Here is a 24,471-nt window from a genome sequence, read left to right as displayed (position 1 = left end):
GTTTGAAGAGTGTGTCATCAGATCAATGGAAGTGTTCGGTGCCTTGCGGCGTATCTTCCGGCATTTCCGCATGCGCCAGCTCACCCACGGGATCGGCAAACAAAGGCGCGCCGCAATCGTCGCAGTATTCACCGACAAAACGTTCCGCATGGCGCTTGATCTGCGTCACGCCGGCCGCGTTCAGGTGCTCGATGATTTCATCGACGGGCGTCTTTTGCTTGTCCAGCGCGGCAATGCCGACCTGGATCAGGCCTTCGATTGGCGTGCCATCCTCGTCTTCCTGGCCATACAGGGGCCAGACGATGCCGTAGATGACATCCGGCGTCTGGCGCAGGGTGAAGGCGATGCGGTACTCGTCGACCTGACCATCGGCCGCTTCTTCGCCGAAGCCGGCGATGACGGCGCGCAGTTCGGACGCTTCGATGGCCAGCGTGTGCGTCAGGTAGTGCACGGCGGCGCGCACGGAGACGGGGCGTATCAACTTGTCCGCTTCGCGGCAGGCCACGTAGTACGCTTCCGGCAACAGCAACTCCAGGCCGCAGCCGGGCAGCAGGCGGGCGATGGTTGGCGTCGCCTGCGCGCGCCATTGTTCCAGGGCGGCGCTGCGCTCGGCGATGAAGTCGAGCTGGCTAGCCGGCGTCTGCCAGCGGAACAGCGGTGCACCAGCTGGCGCCACCACGGCCACCAGCAGGTAGCGCGTGTCGGCCAGGAAGGGCGCCGTTTCGGCCTCTTTGCTTGAGGGCTTGACGGCCGTGCCTTTCAGGGCGGCCAGTGCCAGCTTCTGCGTCTTGGCAAATGTCTCGACGTGGCTGCGCGGCAGCTGGTCGATCGAATACAGGGTCGGCGCCATGGCCATCTTCGTGCCATCGGCCAGCAGGTGGGCGGCAAAATGCGCGGACAATACGCCGTGCGCATCGCCGGCTATGGGGCCGGAAGCGATGGAGAAGCGCGTCCACGCGAGGATGGGCACGGCCACCAGCAGGGCGTCGTAGCGCACCTCTTCATGCGTGATGACGGTCGATTCGCTGACGGCTTCAACGCAGTCCATCAGCACGTCGTAGGCGTTCAAGTCTTCCTTGAACAGGCTGCCCAGGGTGTTGTCGATGGTGTCCTGGTGGCCGGTTTTGAGTAATTTCTGGAGCTGCGTATCCAGGCTGTGTTCCCAGGACCGCTCTTCGAGACGGCTGGCTGCTTGTACGATCGCCTGGGCAAAGGTGACCAGGCGCTGGCTGTCGGCAGTCAGTTTATGGGATGAATCTTTGGAAGGACGACGCATAGCGGGATAAGAGTCTCGGAAAGTGAAAAAAATGGATCAGTCAAACAATGATAAACCCTTATAACCGTATTGTAGAGGATTCGGCCGCACGCAATACGTAAGCTATCCTCAGATCATGCCAATAGTCGAAATTTCAAGGAAAAACGGGGCGTAGGGACGAAAAAAAGCGCCGGTCGAAACCGGCGCTCTTGTCTTGCCTCACAGCTGGGCTGATTACTCGGCCAGCAGTTGACGCAACACGAATGGCAGGATGCCGCCATGCTTGTAGTAATCAACTTCGATAGGCGTATCGATGCGCAGCAGCACTTTCACGTCGACGCTGGTGCCGTCGGCGCGGTGGATTACCAGGGTGGCCAGTTGCTGTGGCTTGATTTCGCCTTCGAGGCCTTTCAGGTCGAAGGTTTCATTGCCGGTGATGCCCAGGGTTTGCACGCTGTCGTCGCCGATGAATTGCAGCGGCAGTACGCCCATGCCCACCAGGTTCGAGCGGTGGATACGCTCGAACGAACGGGTGATCACGGCTTTCACGCCCAGCAGCTGGGTGCCCTTGGCTGCCCAGTCGCGCGACGAGCCCGTACCGTACTCTTCGCCGCCGAAGACCATGGTTGGCGTGCCTTCAGCAACATATTTCATCGCTGCATCGTAGATCGACATCTGTTCGCCAGAAGGCTGGTGAACCGTGATGCCGCCTTCGACTGCCGAACCGTCTGCCTTGGCAGGGATCATGCGGTTCTTGATACGCACGTTGGCAAACGTGCCGCGCATCATGATTTCATGGTTGCCGCGACGCGAGCCGTAGGAGTTGAAGTCCGCTTTCAGGACGCCGTTTTCCTTCAGCCATTTGCCTGCAGGACCATTTTCCTGGATCGAGCCGGCTGGCGAGATGTGGTCGGTGGTGATGGAATCGCCGAACACGCCCAGTGCGCGCGCGCCTTCGATGCCGGTGGCGACGGCCGCTGGCGTCATCGAGAAGTTGTCGAAGAACGGCGGTTCCGCGATGTAGGTCGATTTCGGCCAGTTGTAGACTTGACCGGACACGGTGGTGACTTTCTCCCACAGCTTGCCTGGCGCGCCCTTGACGTCGGCGTAGTTGTCCTTGAACACCTTGGCGTTCATGGCGAACTTCATCATGGCCGACACTTCAGCCGAGGTCGGCCAGATGTCGCCCAGGTAGACGTCCTTGCCGCCCTTGCCCTTGCCGACAGGTTCCGTCATCAGGTCGCGCGTCATGTTGCCGGCGATGGCGTAGGCGACGACCAGCGGTGGCGAAGCCAGGAAGTTCGAGCGGATGTTCGGGTGAATACGCGCTTCGAAGTTGCGGTTGCCCGACAGCACGGCCGAGGCGACGATGTCGTGCGTGGCAATCGCTGCGTTCAGCTCAGGCGTCAGGTCGCCCGCATTGCCGATACAGGTGGTGCAGCCGTAGGCGGTTACGCCAAAGCCCAGTTTTTCCAGGTACGGCAGCAGGCCGGCAGCGGTCAGGTACTCGGTCACGACGCGCGAGCCGGGAGCCAGCGAGGTCTTGATGTGCGGCGCGACTTTCAGGCCGGCTTCGACGGCTTTCTTGGCCAGCAGGCCGGCAGCCAGCATCACGCTCGGGTTCGAGGTATTGGTGCACGAGGTGATCGCGGCGATCAGCACGTCGCCGTTCGAGACTTTCACGCCATTCGTCGTTTCGTACACGGCGTTCAGGTCGGCCGGATTCTTGTTGAAGCCGTTTTCCGTGGTTGGCTTGGCGAACAGTTCGGCGAAGTTCGCCTTGACGTTGCCGATTTCGATACGGTCTTGCGGGCGTTTCGGGCCGGCCAGCGACGGAGCGACCGTAGCCAGGTTCAGTTCCACCACGCGTGTATAGTCGATGTCGCCGGCTTTTGGCACGCCGTACAGGTTTTGCGCCTTGAAGTAGCTTTCGAACGCGGCGATTTCAGCCTTGCTGCGGCCGGTGCCCTTGAAGTAATCGATGGTCGCGTCGTCGACCGGGAAGAAGCCCATGGTCGCGCCGTATTCCGGTGCCATGTTGGCGATCGTCGCGCGGTCGGTCAGGGTCAAGGACTCCGTACCTTCGCCGAAGAATTCGACGAACTTGCCGACGACTTTTTCTTTGCGCAGCAGTTCGGTGATGGTCAGTACCAGATCGGTGGCGGTGCAGCCTTCGCGCAGCGCGCCGGACAGGTTCACGCCGATGACGTCAGGCGTCAGGAAGTAGACCGGCTGGCCCAGCATGCCGGCTTCCGCCTCGATGCCGCCCACGCCCCAGCCGACCACGCCGATGCCGTTGATCATGGTGGTGTGCGAGTCGGTGCCGACCAGGGTGTCGGGGTAGTACACGTCGCCGGCTTTCTTGCCTGCGTGGTGCACGCCGCGCGCCAGGTATTCCAGGTTGACCTGGTGGACGATGCCGAAGCCTGGTGGCACGACGCCGAAGGTGTCGAATGCCTGCATGCCCCATTTCATGAACTGGTAACGCTCGTTGTTGCGCGAGAATTCCAGTTTCATGTTCAGGTCCAGCGCTTTCTTTTCGCGGTAGTGATCGATGGTCACCGAGTGGTCGACTACCAGGTCGACCGGCACCAGCGGTTCGATTTTCTTGGCGTTGATGCCCATCTTGGCGGCCACGTTGCGCATCGCTGCCAGGTCGGCCAGCAGGGGAACGCCGGTGAAGTCTTGCAGCACAACGCGCGCCACTACGAACGGGATCTCGTCGGTGCGCTCGGCGGTCGGGCTCCAGCTCGCCAATTGCTTGACGTGTTCTTCGGTGACTTTTTTGCCGTCGCAGTTGCGCAATACCGATTCGAGCACGATGCGAATCGACACTGGCAGGCGGGAGACATTGATGCCCAGGCTTTTTTCCAGCGCAGGCAGGGAGTACAGCTTGCCCTTCTTGCTATCCGAAATATTAAAGTCCTTGAGCGTGTTCAGAGTGTTGCGGGACATGACCTCTCCTTGTTGGGTATCGTCTATTTATTGATTATTCAAATTACAAAACATGACTGAGCCCCCGAAGAGGCCCTTGCTACGCACATCAGCCGCCAGTGACTGGCAAGACGCCCAGCGATGGCGCCGCTTCCAGCACTGCCGCCGGCTTGGCTTGCTCCGCATCCTTGCATTCATTGGCCAGTTGGCGGCCCTGCTTGGAATCGAGCAGCATGCCTTTGGCCGGGATGCCGATCCAGACCAGGCCGTACAAGCGGTTCTCGAAGCGGTTGGCGCCGGTGGTGGTGCCAACGCGGCTCAGACGGTGCAGGCGCTTCTTCCAGCGCAGGGCGATGTGTTTGTCGTCAGTAGCATTGGTGTAGATGGTAATTTTATTGCCAAGTTCGCAATTGAAATCGGTCGAGGCCGAGCCTGTGGTGTTCGGTTCATCGGCTTCTTCCTTGTCGGCGACCGACATGGCGAGCGGATGGGCTTCCTTGACGGCCGCCTTGGCCTTGGTGGTCTTGGCCTTTGGCTTGGCCTTGACTGCCTTGGGATTTGCCTCTGCCGTGGCGGCGAAGCTGGCTGGCGCCAGCGTGAGGGTCATGGCGCCCAGCGCGACGCTGCAGGCAATGGCTAATTTGGAGAGGGACATCGTGTAATTCCTGTCAGTTTTCAGTGGTGCTGGAAGAGGGGGCGTTGAGTAATGCAGCGGCCGCCTCGGGCAGGCCCAGGCCCGCCAGTTTGGCGCGTTGCAAAACGGTCCAATAATATCGGTAGCTGGCGCGGTCATGCAAGCGGCCATTTTGCGCAATCGGTCCCCAGTTGGCGCGCAGCGCTTCATTCAGGATGTTGCTGGCCTCGTTGACTTCGGACAGGCGCGGCGTGAAGGCCTTGATGATGGGCTTGATCTGGTCCGGGTGGATGCTCCACATGCGCGTGTAGCCGAACTCGGCCGTCGCGCGCTGGGCGTCATTCGCCACCACGGCTGAATCGCGCACGTCGGTCGTCACATTGTGCGACGGCACCTTGCCGTGCGCGTGGCAGGCGGCCGCCACTTCCAGCTTGGCGCGCACCACCAGCGGGTGCGTGAACTGGCCCGGCGTGCGCATGGCGGCGGCGGGAATGGCGCCGTAGTGGGCCGAGACGAAATCCATGATGCCGAAGGACAGGCATTCGACCTGGGGCAGGGCGGCGATCGCGTAGGCGTCGCGCAGCGCGCCATGTGTCTCGATCAGGATATGCACGGGCAGGTTGTCGCGGCCGGCGCGGCGCGCGTGCAGGTTGATCAGGTCGATGGCCAGCATGGCATCCTGCACGCCGCCCACCTTGGGCACGGCGATGTAGGCCAGGCGGGACGCGGCTGAGCAAATGATTTCCACGTCGCGCGCGAAAAACGGGCTGTCGACGTCGTGCACGCGCACGCCGATGCGGTTGAACTGGTTCTCGTCGCTGGCCAGCAGGCCGGCGATCATGTGGGCGTGGGTTTCTTCATTGCCGGCGCTGGCGCCGTCTTCGCAGTCGAACGTGATGTCGAACAGGGGGCCAAGCTCTTGTTGCAAAGCAATCGATTTACGCATCAGCTTTTCAGAGCCGGCGTAGTGGTCGCAAGCGGCGAGCAACAGCGGCTGGCGTTTGCCTTGGAATAAAACCTCGGAAGGGTGCATGCTTAAGGCATTTCTGCAGGTAAAGACTACTTGATAAAACAGCCGCGCCGCGAATCTCGCGGGGCGGCCTTCTTGGCGGGCGGCGCTCAGGCCGCGCCGCCAATACTGGATTTATGCCAGCAGGTGTTTCACGCCTTCGCGCTCTTCGGTCAGCTCTTTCAGGGTCAGGTTGATGCGCTCTTGCGAGAATGCATCGATTTCCAGACCTTGAACGATGGTGTACTCACCGTTGTCGGTGGTGACCGGGAAGCCGAAGACGGTGCCTTCAGGAATGCCATACGAGCCATCCGAAGGAACGCCCATGGTGGTCCATTTGCCGTTCGTGCCCAGCATCCAGTCATGGATGTGGTCGATGGCGGCGTTCGCTGCCGACGCTGCCGACGACAGGCCGCGCGCTTCGATGATGGCCGCGCCGCGCTTGCCGACGGTCGGCAGGAAGGTGTTGGCGTTCCATTCCTGGTCGTTGATCAAGTCTTTGACGGCCTTGCCGTTCACGGTGGCGTAACGGTAGTCGGCGTACATGGTTGGCGAGTGGTTGCCCCAGACGGTCAGCTTCTCGATATCCTTGACGGCGGTGCCGGTCTTGGCAGCGACTTGCGACAGCGCGCGGTTGTGGTCCAGGCGCAGCATGGCGGTAAAGTTTTTCGCTGGCAGCGACGGCGCCGATTTCATGGCGATGTAAGCGTTGGTGTTGGCAGGGTTGCCGACCACCAGGACTTTGACATTGCGCGAAGCGACAGCGTCGAGCGCCTTGCCTTGTACCGTGAAGATCTGCGCGTTCGCTTCCAGCAGGTCCTTGCGTTCCATGCCCGGGCCGCGAGGGCGCGCGCCAACCAGCACGGCCACGTCGACATCCTTGAATGCGGTCAGCGGATCGGCGTGGGCGGTCATTTCCGTCAGCAGCGGGAAGGCGCAGTCGTCGATTTCCATCATCACGCCCTTGAGCGCCTTCTGGGCTTTTTCGTCCGGGATTTCAAGCAGTTGCAAGATGACAGGCTGGTCTTTGCCGAGCATGTCGCCATTGGCGATGCGGAACAACAGGGCGTAGCCGATCTGGCCGGCGGCGCCGGTCACTGCAACACGCATTGGGGTTTTAGCCATGATGAATCTCCAAAGTGGGAAAGAAAACGGGCTTGAAGCTGGGCTTACGCTTATCCGGAAAAACTATAATGATACCAAAACCGGCCGGCGCCACCGAATTGCTGGTGTACGCTGCCGTCACGCTCATGCTGCACGAGGCCAGAGTGGCTGGCCGACAACATAAAACGCTGGCTCACAAGTTTTATCGAAGGCAGTTTAGGCCTCCGATCTGTATCTGTCAATCATATCTTATGTCTTATATAAGACAGATAACTACGAGTGTTTTACTGGACGCGGGTAGTGATTTGTGTTGAAATGTCGGACTATGAATTCCGCCTCGTCCAATCTGACCAACAATGCCACTGCTGCAAGCGGGGCGGTCAGTCCGACCGCGAGCGCCCCGGCCACGCCTGCTGCCGCAGCGGCCAGCACGCCAGTCACTGTGCTGGCCGGCACGAATACCACTGCGGGGGCGATGCCCGTCGCCACGCCCGTAGTCAATGCATCGCCCACCTTCAGTCCACTGTACCAGCAGATCAAGGCGCTCATCACGCAGAGCCTGCAATCGGGCGAGTGGAAGCCGGGCGAGCTGATTCCCAGTGAAGTCGAGCTGGCAGGGCGCTTCAAGGTCAGCCAGGGTACGGTGCGCAAGGCCATCGATGAATTGGCCGCCGAGAATCTTGTCATGCGCCGCCAGGGCAAGGGCACTTTTGTTTCCACCCACCATGAGGCGCGCGCGCATTTCCGCTTCCTGCGCCTGGTGCCGGACGAAGGCGTGCCACATTATCCAGAAAGCAAGTTCATCGAAGTCAAGCGCGTGCGCGCGCCGGCCGACGTGGCGCGCCTGATGGACCTGAAGTCCGGTGATGCCGTCATCTTCATCAAGCGCGTGCAGTATTTCGACGGCGTGCCGACCATCGTCGAAGAGCTGTGGCTGCCCGGCCTGATCTTCAAAGGCCTGACGGCCGAGCGCCTGGTGGAATACAAGGGCCCCATGTATGGCCTGTTTGAAACGGAATTTGGCACGCGCATGATACGCGCGTCCGAGCAAATCCGCGCCGTGTGCGCCGACGCAGGCGCCGCGCAACTGCTCAATATCGATCTCGGCACGCCATTGCTCAGCTCGGAGCGCGTGTCGTTTACCTACGGCGACAAGCCGGTCGAACTGCGCCGGGGCTTGTACCTGACCAGTCGCCATCATTATCAGAATGAACTCAGCTGAAGCGGCGGGGCGCCCGCGGGCGTCCGGACAAGCGGCAAGGTTGGCGTGCATCGCTTGAAAGTGCCGGTCGCAAGGCGGGCATGGAGACAACAGCATGCGCAGGCAAAGCGTGGCTCACCCGGAGTGGACTGTGTTTTGCCGGCGATTCTGTAATTAAATTACGTGAACTACGGAAAGTAGCGCGATATTTTGTAGTAAAAAACCATTTTGGTTATATGCAACAATAGATATTGGTGCGGGTTGCGAAAATAGGCGAAAATCGCGGCTTCGCTTCAATATTTAGTTATCAAGGGGAGGTTTTTGTTATGTCTGAAGCCGTAAGAGAAGTACCAAAAAAAGAACGGCCGGAATTCCGTAACATTCATGTTACCGAATTGTCGAACTATCGCATGGCCGTCGGCGCCATCGTCTCGATCCTGCATCGTATCAGCGGCTTTATCATTTTCGCCCTGCTGCCCTGCATCCTGTACATGCTGGAACAGAGCTTGCGTTCCGAAATGTCCTACGCTTACTTCCAGGGCATCGCATCGCACTGGTTCGTCAAGCTGATCACCCTGGCTTTGGTCTGGGCTTTCCTGCACCACTTCTGCGCCGGTATCCGCCACCTGTTCATGGATGTGCACGTTGCTATCGAAAAAGATTCGGCACGCAAGACCGCTACCTCCGTGCTGGTTGTCAGCCTGGTGCTGACGGCATTGGTCGCTTTGAAACTGTTTGGAGTATTTTAATGGCAGACAATAACATCGGACCGAAACGCCTCGTCGTCGGTGCCCATTACGGCTTGCGCGACTGGCTCGCGCAACGCGTCACCGCCATCGTCATGGTGGCCTACGTCGCCATCCTGCTGATTTCCTTCCTCACCGGCAATAATTTCAGCTATGAAGGCTGGGCCGGTTTGTTTGCGCAGCAGTGGTTTAAATTGTTCAGCCTGGTGACTTTCGTCGCCCTGTTTTACCACGCATGGGTTGGCGTACGCGATATCTGGATGGACTACGTGAAAAGCGCTGGCCTCCGTTTGACGCTGCAAATTGCCACCATGCTGTGGTTGATCGCTTGTGCCGCTTGGACGGTGCAGATACTCTGGAGTGTGTAATCGTGGCAGCATATAAATCTGCAATTCCTACCCGCCGCTTTGATGCGGTTATCGTTGGCGCCGGCGGTTCCGGCATGCGCGCGTCGTTGCAGCTGGCTGAAGCCGGTCTGAACGTCGCTGTCCTGTCGAAAGTTTTCCCGACCCGCTCGCACACCGTTGCGGCGCAGGGCGGTATCGGCGCGTCGCTCGGCAACATGGCTGAAGATAACTGGTTCTGGCACATGTTCGACACCGTCAAGGGTGGCGACTATCTGGGCGACCAGGATGCCATCGAATTCATGTGTCGTGAAGCACCGAAGGTCGTGTACGAACTGGAACACTTCGGCATGCCGTTCGACCGCAACCCTGACGGCACCATCTATCAGCGCCCCTTCGGCGGCCACACGGCTCACTTCGGCGAAAAGCCGGTGCAGCGCGCCTGCGCGGCAGCCGACCGTACCGGTCACGCCCTGTTGCACACGCTGTATCAGCGCAACGTGCGCGCGCGTACGCACTTCTTCGTCGAATGGATGGCAATCGACCTGATCCGTGACGCCGAAGGCGACGTGATTGGTGTTGTCGCGCTGGAAATGGAAACCGGCGAATGCATGATCCTGGAAGCAAAGACGACGGTGATGGCAACGGGCGGCGCAGGCCGCATCTTCGCCGCATCGACCAACGCCTTCATTAATACCGGCGACGGCATGGGCATGGCGGCACGCGCCGGCCTGCCGCTGCAGGACATGGAATTCTGGCAGTTCCACCCGACCGGCGTGGCCGGCGCGGGCGTCTTGATCACCGAAGGCGTGCGCGGCGAAGGCGGCATCCTGATCAATAGCGAAGGCGAACGCTTCATGGAGCGCTATGCGCCGACCCTGAAGGATCTGGCGCCGCGCGACTTCGTCTCGCGTTCGATGGACCAGGAAATCAAGGAAGGCCGCGGCTGCGGTCCGAACAAGGACCACGTGATGCTGGATCTGCGCCATATCGGCGCCGACACCATCGCCAAGCGTCTGCCGTCGATCCTGGAAATCGGCCACAAGTTCGCCAACGTCGATGCCACCAAGGAACCGATTCCTGTCGTGCCGACGATTCACTACCAGATGGGCGGCATTCCAACGAACATCCACGGCCAGGTCGTCACCCCGACCGGTCCGGATAATTCGGCGAAAGTCGTCAACGGTCTGTACGCGATCGGCGAATGCGCCTGCGTTTCCGTGCACGGTGCCAACCGCCTGGGCACGAACTCGCTGCTCGACCTGGTGGTCTTCGGCCGCGCGGCCGGCAACCACATCGTCAACAGCGGCCTGAAAGCCAAGGAAAACAAGCCTTTGCCAGCCGATGCTGCCGAATTTGCCATGGGCCGCCTGGCGCGTCTGGAAAATTCGACCGGCTCGGAAACCGTGCAGGGCGTGGCAAACGATATTCGCGCAACGATGCAGAAGTACTGTGGCGTGTTCCGTACCGACGAGATGCTGAACAAGGGCGTCGAAGAAATCATGAAGCTCGACGAGCGCCGCAAGCACGTCTCCTTCAAGGATAAATCGATGGTCTTCAACACGGCCCGCGTGGAAGCGCTGGAACTGGACAACCTGATCGAAACGGCGAAAGCGACCATCGTTTCGGCAGCCGCCCGCAAGGAATCGCGCGGCGCGCACGCCCAGGACGACTATCCGCAACGTGACGACGACAACTGGATGAAGCACACTCTGTGGTATTCGGAAGGCAACCGACTGGAATACAAGCCAGTCGTGACCAAGCCGCTGACGGTTGATACCTTCAAACCGAAACCACGTACTTTCTAAGGCTATACCATGGCACGCACTCTTAAATTCAAAATCTACCGCTACGATCCTGACCAGGATGCCAAGCCGTACATGCAAGACCTGACGGTCGAACTGAAAGACACCGACAAGATGCTGCTCGACGCACTGCAGCGCATCAAGGCGGACGTCGATGACTCGCTGGCCCTGCGCCGCTCGTGCCGCGAAGGCGTGTGCGGTTCGGACGCGATGAACATCAACGGCAAGAACGGCCTGGCATGCACCACCAACCTGAATGAACTGTCGGAGCCTATCGTGCTGCGTCCGTTGCCAGGTTTACCGGTCATCCGCGACCTGATCGTCGACATGACGCAATTTTTCAAGCAGTACGATTCGATCAAGCCGTTCCTGATCAACGATTCGATCCCGCCAGAAAAAGAACGCCTGCAGTCGCCGGAACAACGCGAAGAACTCGATGGCCTGTACGAGTGCATCCTGTGCGCATGCTGCTCCACGTCGTGCCCGTCGTTCTGGTGGAATCCGGATAAATTTGTCGGCCCGGCCGGCCTGCTGCAAGCCTACCGCTTCATCGCCGATTCGCGCGACGAAGCCACCGGTGCGCGTCTGGACAACCTGGAAGACCCGTACCGCCTGTTCCGCTGCCATTCGATCATGAACTGCGTCGACGTCTGCCCGAAAGGGTTGAACCCGAACAAGGCGATCGGCAAGATCAAGGAATTGATGGTCCGCCGCGCGATCTGAGTCGTCTGATCGCGTCCGCCGGGCGCCGTTTGCGGGAAGAGGGTATCCTCTCTTGCCTGCAGGCGGCGCCTGCAAAGCAGCAGCGTGCCGCAAGGCACGCGTAAAGTGGTAAACCAAATGACAGAATCAATTTTGTCCTCGCATCAGGCCGACCCGGCCAACCGCGCCCGCCTGCGCTGGCGTTCACGCCGTGGCCTGCTGGAAAACGACATTATCCTGACCCGTTTTCTCGATGCGTATGAAACCGAATTGACCGATGAAGAAGTTGACGCGCTGACGCGTTTGCTGGATTTATCGGACAATGCGTTAATGGATCTGGTACTGGCCCGTAAAGAGCCGGAAGGCGAAGTCGATCTGCCGCATGTGCGCGCACTGCTGCAACGACTGCGCATTGCCTAGACGCCTGGGCGATATATTGCAAACGGTGCGAGTGGCGCGCTGTAGCACTGCCGAATTGCGGTGCGAATTGCAGCCAGAATTTTTGATTTTAATTTCGACTCACTCCCGAGAAGGAAGAGCCCATGAATATCTCTGACACAAAAGCTACCCTGTCGTTCTCCGATGGCAGCCCATCGCTTGAATTTCCAATCTACAAAGGCACGGTTGGTCCGGACGTCATCGACATCCGCAAACTGTACGCCGGTAGCGGCAAGTTCACCTACGACCCAGGCTTTATGTCGACGGCCGCCTGCAACTCGTCGATCACCTACATCGACGGCGACAAGGGCGAGCTGCTGTACCGTGGTTACCCGATCGAACAGTTGGCCGTCAACGCCGACTTCATGGAATCGTGCTACCTGCTGCTGAACGGCGAATTGCCGAACGCGGCGCAGAAAGCCAAGTTCGTCGACACCGTCACCAAGCACACGATGGTGCACGAACAGATGCAATTCTTCTTCCGTGGCTTCCGCCGCGACGCGCATCCGATGTCGGTCCTGGTGGGCACCGTCGGCGCGCTGGCATCGTTCTACCATGACTCGCTGGACATCAACGACCCGCGTCACCGCGAAGTGTCGGCCATCCGCCTGATCGCCAAGATGCCAACCCTGGTCGCCATGACTTACAAGTATTCGGTCGGCCAGCCGTTCGTGTACCCACGCAACGACCTGTCGTACAGCGCCAACTTCATGCACATGATGTTCGCCAATCCTTGCGAAGAGTACAAGGTCAACGACGTGCTGGTGCGCGCCCTGGACCGCATCCTGATCCTGCACGCAGACCACGAGCAAAACGCATCGACATCGACCGTCCGTCTGGCCGGTTCGTCGGGCGCCAACCCGTTCGCCTGTATCGCTGCCGGTATCGCCTGCCTGTGGGGCCCTGCCCACGGCGGCGCCAACGAAGCGGCACTCAACATGCTGAAGGAAATCGGCACCGTCGAAAACATCCCTGCCTTCATCGAGCAAGTCAAGGACAAGAACTCCGGCGTCAAGCTGATGGGCTTTGGCCACCGCGTGTACAAGAACTTCGATCCACGCGCCAAGCTGATGCGTGAAACCTGCTACGAAGTGCTGCAAGAACTGGGTCTGCAAGACGACCCGCTGTTCAAGCTGGCGATGGAACTGGAAAAGATTGCACTGAACGACGACTACTTCGTTTCGCGCAAGCTGTACCCGAACGTCGACTTCTACTCGGGCATCGTGCAATCGGCGCTGGGCATCCCGGTATCGCTGTTCACCGGTATCTTCGCCATGGCCCGCACCATCGGCTGGATCGCCCAGTGGAACGAAATGATCGCTGATCCGGAACAGAAAATCGGCCGTCCGCGCCAGCTGTTCGTCGGTTCGACCACACGCGAAGTACTGCCACTGGACAAGCGTTAATCCACGGCGGTATCGAGCAAACAAAAAACGGGCTTCGGCCCGTTTTTTTATGCGCATCTTGCGCTCGATGCAAACCAGGGCTGCCAGGCTGTTATGCTCGGACCCTGGCTCAACAGGAAGCACAACGCGATGAACGAAGTAACATGCGCCCCCAGCGGCGTGGCCCTGGGCGATACGGCATTTGGCTATACTTTGTCGCTGATCGGCGGCAAATACAAGATGCTGATCCTGTATGCGCTCGCGCAAAACAAGGTGCTGCGACATAACGAACTCAAGCGTCATCTCGGCGGCATCGCCTTCAAGACCCTCAGCGTCGTCCTGAAGGAGCTGGAAGCCGATGCGCTGATCGTCCGCAAGGAATATCCGCAAGTGCCGCCCAAGGTTGAATATTCCCTCTCAAGCAAGGGCGCCTCGCTGATTCCCGTGCTGCATACCTTGTGTGAGTGGGGCGAACGGCACCAGTCAGTCTGATCCGGACGGACATGGCTAAGTAGCTTTCTATGGTTTAGTAGCTTACTTTTCATATGGTATAAGTAGTAAATGTGGGTACTTGTGAAAAGAACTCACTATGGCTATGCTGTTTTTGCCTCTTGGGGCGCGCCGCCAAGTGCTGCGCGCCTTGGGGCAGGGTATCGGCTTGCCTGCTTTCTTGAGAGTGTGGAGCCGGTGCATCCATTCCATTGTCATGAAAGCAGCATGATGAAAACCCTCGTTATCGTTTTCCATCCCTCCATCCCCACCTCGGTGGCCAACAAGCGCTGGCTGCAGGAGCTGGCGCAGTATCCCGACCGTTACACCATTCATAATGTGTACCAGGCTTATCCGGACGGAAAAATCGATGTGGCGCGCGAACAGGCGCTGGTGGAGGCGCACGCCAATGTGGTCTTGCAGTTCCCTGTGTACTGGTTTAACTGTCCGCCCTTGATGAAGCAGTGGCTCGATGACGTGCTGGCGTATGGATGGGCTTACGGCACGGGCGGCGATGCCTTCCAGGGCCGCAAGGTTGCGCTGGCCGTCACGGCCGGCATCCGGCAGGAGGACTTCGCGCCGCAAGGCAAGTGGAACGTCACCTTGGCGCAGCTGCTGGCACCGTTTGATGTCACCCTCGCCTATGTCGGCGCCGACAACCGCCGTTTCTTTGCTTTCTATGGCGCGGAAGACGGGCCGAAGGAAACGGGCTATGCCGAGCGGCTGGCGCGCAGCGCGCAAGAGTATGAGCGCTTTTTGGCTGCCTTGTAAGGCGGGGTGTGCCGGCGCTTGCCGCTGGCGGCGATGGTGTGCGCTAACTGCGCTGCATCGTCGTGCAGGAACTGGGCGTTGATCAGGATGGCGTCCGCCACCGCGCTCAACAGTAATAAGGTGGAGGGGCGGGCGGCGCGTGCCAGCATATTCTCCTTTCGACCAGGCGCGACAAATAAGGTAGATTGCAATACTTAGTTGCATGGATCGGATGAATCAAGGGAGTACCTGCATGGACCGCATCACCGCAGCACAAGTATTTGTCGCCATCGCCGAACGCGGCAGCATGGTGGCCGCCAGCGAGGCGCTCGATATGTCGCGTGCCATGGTGACGCGTTACCTGGCCGAAATGGAACAGTGGGCGGGGGCGCGCCTGTTGCATCGCACCACGCGCCGTTTGAGCCTGACGGATGCGGGCGAGGCCACGCTGGCGCGCTGCCGCCAGATGCTGGAAGTGGCCGGCGCCATGGCCGTCGCCTGGCCCGAGGGAATCGACACGCCGCACGGCTTGCTGCGCATTAGCTGCTCGCAATCGCTGGCGCAGACGGCGCTCGCCGGCGCAGTAACCGCTTACCTGCGGCGCTACCCGCGCGCCGCCGTCGATCTGCAGATGGAGAACCGCGCCGTCAATCTGGTGGAGCAGCGCATCGACCTGGCGATCCGCATCACGAACGCGCTCGAGCCGAACCTGATCGCGCGCCAGCTGGCCAGTTGTGCGTCGGTGGTGTGTGCTGCACCATCGTACCTGGCAGCGCATGGCACGCCGCGTCGGGCGGAAGATCTGGCCCTGCATAACTGCCTGACTTATACGTATTTCGGCAAGAGCCTGTGGCAGTTCACGCACGATGGGGAAGCGCTCACTGTCCCCGTCAGCGGCCGCCTGTCGGCGAATGAATCGCTGGTCCTGCTGGTGGCCACGGTGGCGGGGGCGGGCATCGCCATGCAGCCGCGCTATTCGGCCGCGCCGCTGATCGCCAGCGGGCAACTGGTAGAACTCCTGCCCGCGTATCAGCCTCAAGACATGGGCATCTACGGCATCTATACGTCGCGCCAGCACATGTCGCCCCTGCTGCGCACCATGCTCGACTTCCTGGTTGAGTGGTTTGCGGGCGATCCCGATTGGCTGGCCGCCATCGCGGCGCCGTCGTTGTCGGGCAGACCAGTTGGGCGCAAGCGGCATGCCAGCGCGGGCAAGGAAGTGCTGTAAGCACAACAGTAACAGGCTTGCAAGCCCGGGGAAATCAAGGACCCAGCTTACATTTGCTTGCCAAATAAAATTCAACTAGTGATTGTTGCGTTACAATACCGCGTGCTATTCTAAATGACGGTATGCAGAATGCTGGTGCAATAAAAAAGCCCTTCCCCACAACTTGATGTGCAATCCGCTAACCGGTCAGGCCGTGTCGCGGAAGGTTAGATTAACCCGCTAATTCCTCGCGAAGCGCGAAGAAAGGTGAGCAATATATGCAGCAATTAACGACCAACTCCTACCTGTTCGGTGGGAATGCTCCGTACGTGGAAGACCTGTACGAGGCGTATCTGAACAATCCAGGCTCGGTACCCGATAACTGGCGTTCCTACTTCGACGCGATGCAGCATGTGCCTGCCGTCGATGGCACCAACAAGCCTGACGTGGCGCATGCCTCCGTCGTCGCCTCGTTCGCCGAGCGCGCAAAAGCAGGTCCGATCCGCACAGTGACCGCTTCCTTCGATGCTGAAATGGGCCGCAAGCGTGTTGCTGCTACGCAACTGATCGCCGCTTACCGCTACCTCGGTTCGCACTGGGCCAATCTGGATCCGCTGCAACGCCAGGAACGTCCGATGATCCCTGAGCTCGAGCCGAGCTTCTACGGTTTCACCGACGCGGACATGGACACCGTGTTCAACATCAGCAATACCTATTTTGGCCCCGAGACCGCCACCCTGCGCGATCTGCTGAACTATCTGCGCGACACCTACACGCGTTCGATCGGTGCCGAATTCATGTACATCTCCGATCCGGCCGAAAAGCGCTGGTTGCAAGAGAAACTGGAAGCGATCCGCTCCACCCCGAATTTCACCCCAGAGAAAAAAATCCACATCCTCGACCGCCTGACCGCGGCCGAAGGCCTGGAACGCTATCTGCACACCCGCTACGTGGGCCAGAAGCGCTTCTCCCTGGAAGGCGGCGAAACCTTCATCGCCTCGATGGATGAAACCATCCAGCGCGCCGGCGAAAAAGGCGTGCAGGAAATCGTTATCGGCATGGCCCACCGCGGCCGCCTGAACGTGCTGGTGAACACCCTGGGCAAGGCGCCGCAGGAACTGTTCGAAGAATTCGAAGGCAAGCATGGCGACGACCTGCCTGCCGGCGACGTGAAGTACCATCAAGGCTTCTCGTCGGACATCTCCACTGCGGGCGGCCCGGTCCACCTGTCGCTGGCGTTCAACCCGTCGCACCTGGAAATCGTCAACCCTGTGGTCGAAGGTTCCGTCAAGGCCCGCATGGATCGCCGCGGCGATGCGCAGGGCGCGCAAGTGCTGCCTATCCTGGTGCACGGCGATGCCGCGTTCGCCGGCCAGGGCGTGGTCATGGAAACGCTGAATCTGGCGCAAACCCGTGGCTACCATACCGGCGGCACGGTGCATATCGTGATCAACAACCAGATCGGTTTCACTACTTCGGATCCGCGCGATGCCCGCTCGACCCTGTACTGCTCGGACGTCGTCAAGATGATCGAAGCACCGGTCCTGCACATCAACGCCGATGATCCGGAAGCCGTGGTACTGGCGACGCAAATCGCGCTCGACTACCGCATGGAATTCAAGAAGGACATCGTCCTCGACATCATCTGCTACCGTAAACTTGGCCACAACGAGCAAGATACGCCGGCACTGACGCAGCCACTGATGTACAAGAAGATCGCCCAGCATCCAGGCACCCGCAAGCTGTACGCGGACAAGCTGGTAGCGCAAGGCGTAATCCCTGCCGATGGCGGCGACAAGATGGTGGCCGCTTTCCGCGACGCCATGGACGCCGGCAAGCATACCGTCGATCCGGTCATCTCGAACTTCAAGAACAAGTACGCCGTCGACTGGCTGCCGTTCCTGAACAAGAAATGGACCGATTCGGCCGACACCGCCGTGCCGATGACGGAACTGAAACGCCTGGCGACCCGCATCACCACCGTGCCGGAAGACTTCAAGGTCCACTCGCTGGTTGAAAAAGTGCTGGGCGACCGTGGCACCATGGGCCGTGGCGAAATGAACCTGGACTGGGGCATGGGCGAACACCTGGCCTACGCATCGCTGGTATCGTCCGGCTACGCCATCCGTTTGACGGGCCAGGACGCCGGCCGTGGTACCTTCGTGCACCGCCACGCCGTCTTGCATGATCAAAACCGCGAGCGTTGGGATGCAGGTACCTACATTCCGCTGCAAAACGTGTCGGACAACCAGGCGCCGTTCACCGTCATTGACTCGGTGCTGTCCGAAGAAGCCGTACTGGCCTTCGAATACGGCTACTCGACCGCTGAACCGAACACGCTGACGATCTGGGAAGCCCAGTTCGGCGACTTCGCCAACGGCGCGCAAGTGGTAATCGACCAATTCATCAGCTCCGGCGAAGTGAAGTGGGGCCGCGCTTCGGGCCTGGTCATGATGCTGCCGCACGGTTATGAAGGCCAGGGTCCTGAGCACTCGTCCGCGCGTCCTGAGCGCTTCCTGCAGCTGTGCGCAGACAACAACATGCAAGTGGTGCAGCCGACGACGGCTTCGCAGATCTTCCATTTGCTGCGCCGCCAGATGGTGCGCCAGTTCCGCAAGCCGCTGGTCATCCTGACGCCGAAGTCGCTGTTGCGCAACAAGGATGCCGGTTCGCCGCTGACCGACCTGGCCAAGGGCGGTTTCCAGACAGTCATCGGCGAAGTCGACGACAAAATCGATGCCAAGAAAGTCAAGCGCGTGGTCGCTTGCTCGGGCAAGGTCTACTACGACCTGGTCAACGCACGCAAGACCCGTGGCCAGACCGACACGGCCATCGTGCGCCTGGAACAGCTGTATCCGTTCCCGCACAAGTCGTTCGCTGCTGAACTGAAGAAGTTCCCGAATCTGGTCGAAGTTGTATGGGCCCAGGACGAGCCGCAAAACCAGGGCGCCTGGTTCCAGATCCAGCACAATATCTTCGAAGGCCTGGAATCGGGTCAGCGCCTGGCCTACGCCGGTCGTCCTGCTTCGGCGTCGCCTGCTGTCGGTTACTATGACAAGCACTACGCCCAGCAAAAAGATCTGCTGGAAACGGCATTCTCGAAGCTGAAGGGTTTTATCCTGACCAAGTAAGTGGCAGGATAAGGGGCGCCATGTCTATGCATGGCGCCTGCTCGCATACATCATGACGGAGCGCTGCCTTTGCTACGCAGGGGCGGCGCCGCAATAACAAAATAAACGGAGTTTTACATGGCACAAATCGAAGTCAAAGTTCCCCAGTTGTCGGAATCAGTTGCAGAAGCAACCCTGCTCGCATGGCACAAGAAAGTCGGCGAGCCAGTCGCGCGCGACGAAAACATGATCGATATCGAAACCGATAAAGTGGTGCTGGAACTGCCGGCACCTGCCGCTGGCGTGATCGTGCAAATCATCAAGGCCGACGGCGCCACCGTCGTCGCCGGCGAAGTCATCGCCATCATCGATACCGACGGCTCGGCCAAGGTCAGCCCGATGGAAGTGTCGGCTGTGCCTGCGCCAGCCCTGGCTGCCGCCGCGCAAGACGCCGCGACCGCCTCCGCACCAGCTGCCGCGACCAAAGGCGATGTCGCCATGCCTGCCGCTGCCAAGATCCTGTCCGAAAAAGGCCTTTCCGCTGGCGACGTCGCCGGTTCCGGCAAAGATGGCCGCGTGACCAAGGGCGATGCCCTGGCCGCTTCCGCCAAGCCAGCTGTTGCGCCATTGGCGCCAGCCGCTGCCAAGCCAGCGCTGCAGCAAGTTGCCACGCCGTCGGCTGCCAGCCTGGGCGACCGTCCGGAAGAGCGCGTGCCGATGAGCCGCCTGCGCGCGCGTATCGCCGAGCGCCTGCTGCAATCGCAATCGACGAACGCCATCCTGACCACGTTCAATGAAGTGAACATGCAGCCGGTCATCGACCTGCGCAACAAGTACAAAGACAAGTTCGAGAAAGAGCACGGCGTCAAGCTGGGCTTTATGTCCTTCTTCGTCAAGGCCGCCGTCGCTGCCCTGAAAAAATACCCGATCATCAATGCCTCCGTTGACGGAAACGACATCGTCTACCACGGTTACTTCGACATCGGCATCGCTGTCGGTTCGCCACGCGGCCTGGTCGTGCCTATCATCCGTAACGCGGACCAGCTGTCGATCGCCGACATCGAGAAAAAAATCGGTGAATTCGGCGCGAAAGCCAAGGAAGGCAAGCTGACGCTGGACGACCTGACGGGCGGCACGTTCTCGATCTCGAACGGCGGCACCTTCGGCTCCATGCTGTCGACCCCGATCATCAACCCGCCACAATCGGCCATCCTGGGCGTGCATGCGACCAAGGACCGCGCCGTTGTCGAAAACGGCCAGATCGTGGTGCGTCCGATGAACTACCTGGCCATGTCTTACGACCACCGCATCATCGACGGCCGCGAAGCCGTCCTGGGCCTGGTGGCGATGAAAGAAGCGCTGGAAGATCCTGCACGCCTGTTGCTGGACCTGTAAGCACTGTAGACCCCCGGCGTCGCCGCCGGGGCAATGTAGCTGATACCCCTTGCCAGAAGACGCAGCTGGCTGATCTCAATGAAAGAGGATTCCTATGAACGTCTCTGAAGAAATCAAGCGTCTGCACGAGTTGCACCTGGCGGGCGCCCTGAGCGACGCGGAATTCGCGCAAGCGAAAGCCAAGCTCCTGAGCAATATCAACCTGGACAAACCGGACAGCACGTCCGGCGCCGATGCCGCCTCCGGCCCGTCGAACGACCTGGTGCAGGAATTCAACCGCCTGCGCCGCTCGCGCAACGACCGCTGGCTCGGTGGCGTCTGCGGTGGCCTGGGCCGCGCTTCCGGCATGGAAGCGTGGATCTGGCGCCTCGTCTTCGTCCTGTTTACATTGACCTTCGGCTTCGGCGTGGTGATTTACCTTTTATTGTGGATTTTCGTACCAGACGAAGAGATTGGAATAACAAAACATGAGTACTAAACAATTTGACGTAGTTGTCATCGGTGCGGGCCCTGGCGGCTATATCGCCGCCATCCGCGCAGCCCAGCTGGGCTTTTCCGTCGCCTGCGTCGACGAGTGGTCGAACGCCAAGGGCGGCGCCGCGCCTGGCGGTACCTGCACCAACGTCGGCTGCATCCCGTCGAAAGCGCTGCTGCAATCGTCCGAGCATTTTGAACACGCGGGCCACAGCTTCGCCGAGCACGGCATCGATGTCGCCGGCCTGAAACTGAACCTGGGCCAGATGCTCAAGCGCAAAGACACGGTCGTCAAGCAAAACAACGACGGCATCCTGTACCTGTTCAAGAAGAACAAGATCGCCTTCTTCCACGGCCGCGCCGCTTTCGCTGCCGCCGCCGCTGGCGCGTATGAGATCAGCGTGACGGGCGAAGCCAACGAAACATTGAGTGCCAAGCACGTGGTCATCGCCACGGGTTCGAACGCACGCGAACTGCCGGGCGCACCATTCGACGAGAAACTGATCTTGTCGAACACGGGCGCATTGGCCATCGACGCCGTACCAGCCAAGCTGGGCGTCATCGGTGCCGGCGTGATCGGTCTTGAAATGGGCAGCGTCTGGCGCCGCCTGGGTTCCGACGTCACCGTGCTCGAAGGCCTGCCGGTCTTCCTGGGCGCTGTCGACGAGCAGATCGCCAAGGAAGCGTCGAAGTTGTTCATCAAGCAAGGCTTGAAGATCAACCTCGGTTGCAAGATCGGCGCGATCACGCCAGGCAAGAAAGACGTCACCGTGGAATTCGTGGACGCCAAGGGCGAAGCGCAAAAAGCCGTGTTCGACAAACTGATCATTTCGATCGGCCGTACGCCGAACACGAATGGCCTGGGTTTTGACAAAGTCGGCCTGCAGCTCGACGAGCGCGGCTTCATCGCCGTCGACGGCGACTGCAAGACCAACCTGCCGAACGTATGGGCAGTGGGCGACGTCGTGCGCGGCCCGATGCTGGCGCACAAGGCGGAAGAAGAAGGCGTTGCCGTGGCCGAGCGTATCGCTGGCCAGCATGGCCACACCAACTTCAACACGATTCCGTGGGTGATCTACACCTCGCCGGAAATCGCGTGGGTCGGCAAGACCGAGCAAACCCTGAAGGCCGAAGGCATCGCCTACAAGGCTGGCACCTTCCCGTTCATGGCCAACGGCCGTGCGCGCGCGCTGGGCGACACCTCGGGCATGGTGAAATTCCTGGCCGATGCGACCACCGATGAAATCCTTGGCGTGCACATCGTCGGCCCGATGGCCTCGGAACTGATTTCCGAAGCCGTCGTGGCGATGGAATTCAAGGCCTCGGCCGAAGACATCGCGCGCATCTGCCACGCGCACCCATCCTTGTCGGAAGCGACCAAGGAAGCGGCACTGGCCGTCGATAAGCGTACGCTGAACTTCTAAGCGGTACGGTACTTCGCAGCGGGCCGGCAAAGCAGTTTCTGCCTTGCCGGCCCGTTTGCGCTATGTCAAGAATCCCTGTTGAATCGAATCCCATGAACGTTGAAGAGTTTTACCAGCACGCGTTGCAGAAGCGCGATTTCAAGGCCGATGCCGCCCAGCGGCGCGCGGTCGACCGTCTGCAGCTGTGCTATGACGAGTGGGTGGCTTACAAAGGCCAGCGCTCGAGTACCTTCAAGCGCCTGCTCAACCGTCCCGCCGTACCGAAAGGCGTGTACATGTGGGGTGGCGTGGGGCGCGGCAAATCGTTCCTGATGGACAGTTTTTATTCGGTCGTGCCCCTGGTGCGCAAGACGCGCCTGCACTTCCACGAATTCATGCGCGGCGTGCACCAGCAGCTCGATGAATTGAAAGGCGTGGCCGACCCGTTAGATGAGGTGGCCAAGCGCATCGCCAAGAAATACCGCTTGATCTGCTTCGATGAATTTCACGTCTCCGACATCGCCGACGCGATGATCCTGTATAACCTGCTGTCGGCCCTGTTCGCCAATGGCGTGTCCTTCATCATGACCTCGAATTACGATCCGGACCTGCTGTATCCGGACGGCCTGCACCGCGACCGCATGCTGCCGACCATCGCCCTGCTGAAGGACAAGCTCGACGTGATGAACGTCGATGCGGGCGTCGATTACCGCGGCCGCGCGCTGGAGCAGGTGGAAAGTTACTATACGCCACTGGGCGCAGCGACCGACAAGGCCCTGCGCGACGCCTACACGCGCATCGCCGAGACGGCCGACGAAGACGCGCGCATCCGCATCGAGAGCCGTGAAATCCATTGCCTGCGCCGCGCGGGCGGCATCATCTGGTTCGACTTCGCCACCCTGTGCGGCGGCCCCCGTTCGCAAAATGATTACCTGGAAATCGCCAGCCGCTTCCATACGGTGATATTGTCCGGCATACCGGCCATGTCGGCGGCGCAGTCGTCCGAAGCGCGCCGCTTTACCTGGCTGATCGACGTGTTTTATGATCAAAAGGTTAAGCTGATCATGTCGGCCGAAGTGGCGCCCGAGCAGCTGTACACGAACGGCATGCTGGCCAACGAGTTTCACCGTACCGTTTCGCGTATCATCGAGATGCAATCGCGCGAATACATGGAAAAAGAACAGCGCGGCGCGGCCGACGCGATCGTTTGAGGCAGGGATAATGAAGATAATGGCAAATACACTATACAAGCTGGGAGCGGCGCTGGGTCTGACCCTGGCATTGTCCGCCTGCGCGCACCAGGGTGGTGCGGCGTTGGATGAGGTCGGCGCCCCGCAGGTGTCCGCCACCTTGTCGGTGGAAGAGGCGGACGCCAAGTTGAAGCAGTCAGCCAGCGAGCGCGAGGCGGCGGAAAATGAGTTTGTGGCGCGCGAACTGGAGTGCTACGACAAATTTTTCGTGAATAACTGCCTGGACAAGGCCAAGGAAAAGCGCCGCCTGATCCTGCTGCGCCTGCGCGCCGTCGAAGCGGAAGCGAACTATTTCAAACGGGCCGAGTCCGTGCGCCTGCGCGATATGGACTTGGCCAGGACGCAGGAAAGTGCGCGCCTCGATGCCGAGCAGCGGGCTGCGGCCATGCCCAAGCCCGTGAAGGTCGTCGCGCCCGAGCCGGCGCCGCCCAAGCCGGAAGGCAAGAGCGTTGCCGAGCGCGAGGCTGAGCAAGCGGCGAAGGTGGCGAGACAGGCTGCCGCCGACGCTGCCGACGCGCCGCGCCGCGCGGCCCGCGAGGCAGACTATGCGCGCAAGCAGGCTGACGCCGTGGCGCGCCAGAAACGCGTGGCGCAACGCCTGGCCCAGCGCCAGGCCGAAGCGCAGGCCAAGGCGGCAGCCGCCGCTGCCAGCACGCCGGCCGTTGCTATACCCGTGCCGCCTGCCAAGTAAAACCGCCGTGTAAGGGGCCATGCCGGAAATGGCGTGCCCTAACGCGCGCGGCAGGTTAAACTACGCACTCGCCGGTGATGCTGGCGCCGATGGCTGCCTGCGTACGCTGCGCGCACCGGTTTAACAACACTGTTACCAACACTGC

The 24,471-nt window shown here is 60.4% G+C and carries 21 protein-coding genes; 16 read left to right on the top strand and 5 right to left on the bottom strand.

The genetic code is table 11. The features are described 5' to 3' along the window. Positions 1–22 precede the first annotated feature (22 nt). The 5 genes from ACQ4W7_RS24790 to ACQ4W7_RS24770 all read right to left on the bottom strand — a co-directional run bounded on the left by ACQ4W7_RS24790 (position 23) and on the right by ACQ4W7_RS24770 (position 6,957). A complete protein-coding gene (locus ACQ4W7_RS24790; RefSeq protein WP_426070726.1) occupies positions 23–1,276 on the bottom strand; it encodes a DUF2863 family protein in 1,254 nt (417 codons plus the stop codon). A gap of 213 nt (positions 1,277–1,489) precedes the next feature. Beyond that, positions 1,490–4,210, bottom strand: coding sequence for an aconitate hydratase AcnA (acnA, locus tag ACQ4W7_RS24785; protein WP_426070725.1), 2,721 nt, complete (start codon positions 4,208–4,210; stop codon positions 1,490–1,492). Between the two features lie 88 nt (positions 4,211–4,298). Further along, the gene (locus ACQ4W7_RS24780; protein ID WP_426070724.1) at positions 4,299–4,844 is read right to left on the bottom strand and encodes a hypothetical protein; all 546 of its coding nucleotides are present in this window, start codon (positions 4,842–4,844) and stop codon (positions 4,299–4,301) included. Between the two features lie 13 nt (positions 4,845–4,857). Continuing rightward, positions 4,858–5,856, bottom strand: a complete 999-nt coding sequence (locus ACQ4W7_RS24775) for an HpcH/HpaI aldolase/citrate lyase family protein (RefSeq protein ID WP_426070723.1) — start codon at positions 5,854–5,856, stop codon at positions 4,858–4,860. Positions 5,857–5,967: 111 nt separating this feature from the next. Beyond that, entirely contained in the window at positions 5,968–6,957 is a 990-nt protein-coding gene (locus ACQ4W7_RS24770; RefSeq protein ID WP_426070722.1) for a malate dehydrogenase, read from the bottom strand. A 304-nt stretch (positions 6,958–7,261) separates the two neighbouring features. Here ACQ4W7_RS24770 and ACQ4W7_RS24765 point away from each other — a divergent pair, with 304 nt between their 5' ends. The 16 genes from ACQ4W7_RS24765 to ACQ4W7_RS24690 all read left to right on the top strand — a co-directional run bounded on the left by ACQ4W7_RS24765 (position 7,262) and on the right by ACQ4W7_RS24690 (position 24,326). Next, complete coding sequence (locus ACQ4W7_RS24765) at positions 7,262–8,158, top strand: GntR family transcriptional regulator (protein WP_436534037.1); 897 nt, start codon at positions 7,262–7,264, stop codon at positions 8,156–8,158. Positions 8,159–8,463: 305 nt separating this feature from the next. Then, on the top strand, positions 8,464–8,886 hold the full coding sequence (gene sdhC, locus ACQ4W7_RS24760; protein ID WP_101482191.1) for a succinate dehydrogenase, cytochrome b556 subunit: 423 nt from the start codon (positions 8,464–8,466) through the stop codon (positions 8,884–8,886). Beyond that, on the top strand, positions 8,886–9,251 hold the full coding sequence (gene sdhD, locus ACQ4W7_RS24755; protein WP_426070720.1) for a succinate dehydrogenase, hydrophobic membrane anchor protein: 366 nt from the start codon (positions 8,886–8,888) through the stop codon (positions 9,249–9,251). The genes sdhC and sdhD overlap by 1 nt, the downstream gene beginning before the upstream one ends. Positions 9,252–9,253: 2 nt before the next feature. After that, positions 9,254–11,035, top strand: a complete 1,782-nt coding sequence (gene sdhA, locus ACQ4W7_RS24750; protein WP_426070719.1) for a succinate dehydrogenase flavoprotein subunit — start codon at positions 9,254–9,256, stop codon at positions 11,033–11,035. Positions 11,036–11,044: 9 nt separating this feature from the next. Continuing rightward, a complete protein-coding gene (locus ACQ4W7_RS24745; RefSeq protein WP_034752075.1) occupies positions 11,045–11,755 on the top strand; it encodes a succinate dehydrogenase iron-sulfur subunit in 711 nt (236 codons plus the stop codon). A 117-nt stretch (positions 11,756–11,872) separates the two neighbouring features. After that, positions 11,873–12,154 carry an FAD assembly factor SdhE gene (locus tag ACQ4W7_RS24740; RefSeq protein WP_034752073.1) on the top strand — a complete coding sequence of 94 codons (282 nt, stop codon included), beginning with the start codon at positions 11,873–11,875 and terminating at the stop codon, positions 12,152–12,154. Between the two features lie 122 nt (positions 12,155–12,276). Continuing rightward, a complete protein-coding gene (gltA, locus tag ACQ4W7_RS24735; protein WP_099400296.1) occupies positions 12,277–13,578 on the top strand; it encodes a citrate synthase in 1,302 nt (433 codons plus the stop codon). 129 nt (positions 13,579–13,707) lie between these two features. Beyond that, positions 13,708–14,049, top strand: a complete 342-nt coding sequence (locus ACQ4W7_RS24730) for a winged helix-turn-helix transcriptional regulator (protein WP_426070718.1) — start codon at positions 13,708–13,710, stop codon at positions 14,047–14,049. A 225-nt stretch (positions 14,050–14,274) separates the two neighbouring features. Further along, the gene (locus tag ACQ4W7_RS24725) at positions 14,275–14,817 is read left to right on the top strand and encodes an NAD(P)H-dependent oxidoreductase (protein WP_436534034.1); all 543 of its coding nucleotides are present in this window, start codon (positions 14,275–14,277) and stop codon (positions 14,815–14,817) included. A 232-nt stretch (positions 14,818–15,049) separates the two neighbouring features. Beyond that, entirely contained in the window at positions 15,050–16,024 is a 975-nt protein-coding gene (locus ACQ4W7_RS24720; RefSeq protein ID WP_426070716.1) for a LysR family transcriptional regulator, read from the top strand. Between the two features lie 257 nt (positions 16,025–16,281). After that, positions 16,282–19,134 (top strand): 2-oxoglutarate dehydrogenase E1 component, encoded by a 2,853-nt coding sequence (locus ACQ4W7_RS24715; RefSeq protein WP_426070715.1) that lies wholly within the window; start codon positions 16,282–16,284, stop codon positions 19,132–19,134. Positions 19,135–19,251: 117 nt separating this feature from the next. After that, a complete protein-coding gene (gene odhB / locus ACQ4W7_RS24710) occupies positions 19,252–20,508 on the top strand; it encodes a 2-oxoglutarate dehydrogenase complex dihydrolipoyllysine-residue succinyltransferase (RefSeq protein ID WP_436507388.1) in 1,257 nt (418 codons plus the stop codon). A gap of 94 nt (positions 20,509–20,602) precedes the next feature. Beyond that, the gene (locus tag ACQ4W7_RS24705) at positions 20,603–20,986 is read left to right on the top strand and encodes a PspC domain-containing protein (RefSeq protein WP_426070713.1); all 384 of its coding nucleotides are present in this window, start codon (positions 20,603–20,605) and stop codon (positions 20,984–20,986) included. Continuing rightward, positions 20,976–22,406 (top strand): dihydrolipoyl dehydrogenase, encoded by a 1,431-nt coding sequence (gene lpdA / locus ACQ4W7_RS24700; protein ID WP_426070712.1) that lies wholly within the window; start codon positions 20,976–20,978, stop codon positions 22,404–22,406. The genes ACQ4W7_RS24705 and lpdA overlap by 11 nt, the downstream gene beginning before the upstream one ends. A 92-nt stretch (positions 22,407–22,498) precedes the next feature. Beyond that, positions 22,499–23,596: a cell division protein ZapE gene (gene zapE / locus ACQ4W7_RS24695; protein ID WP_071076265.1), complete on the top strand. Its 1,098-nt coding sequence runs from the start codon at positions 22,499–22,501 to the stop codon at positions 23,594–23,596. Positions 23,597–23,615: 19 nt separating this feature from the next. After that, positions 23,616–24,326, top strand: a complete 711-nt coding sequence (locus ACQ4W7_RS24690) for a hypothetical protein (protein ID WP_436534031.1) — start codon at positions 23,616–23,618, stop codon at positions 24,324–24,326. The last annotated feature ends 145 nt before the right edge of the window (positions 24,327–24,471 follow it).

It is taken from the genome of Janthinobacterium algoris (assembly GCF_051380935.1).
In the GTDB taxonomy this organism is placed as follows: Bacteria; Pseudomonadota; Gammaproteobacteria; order Burkholderiales; family Burkholderiaceae_D; genus Janthinobacterium.
The sequence above is the reverse complement of the archived record's forward strand: the minus strand, read 5'-3'. Positions and strand labels throughout refer to the sequence as shown.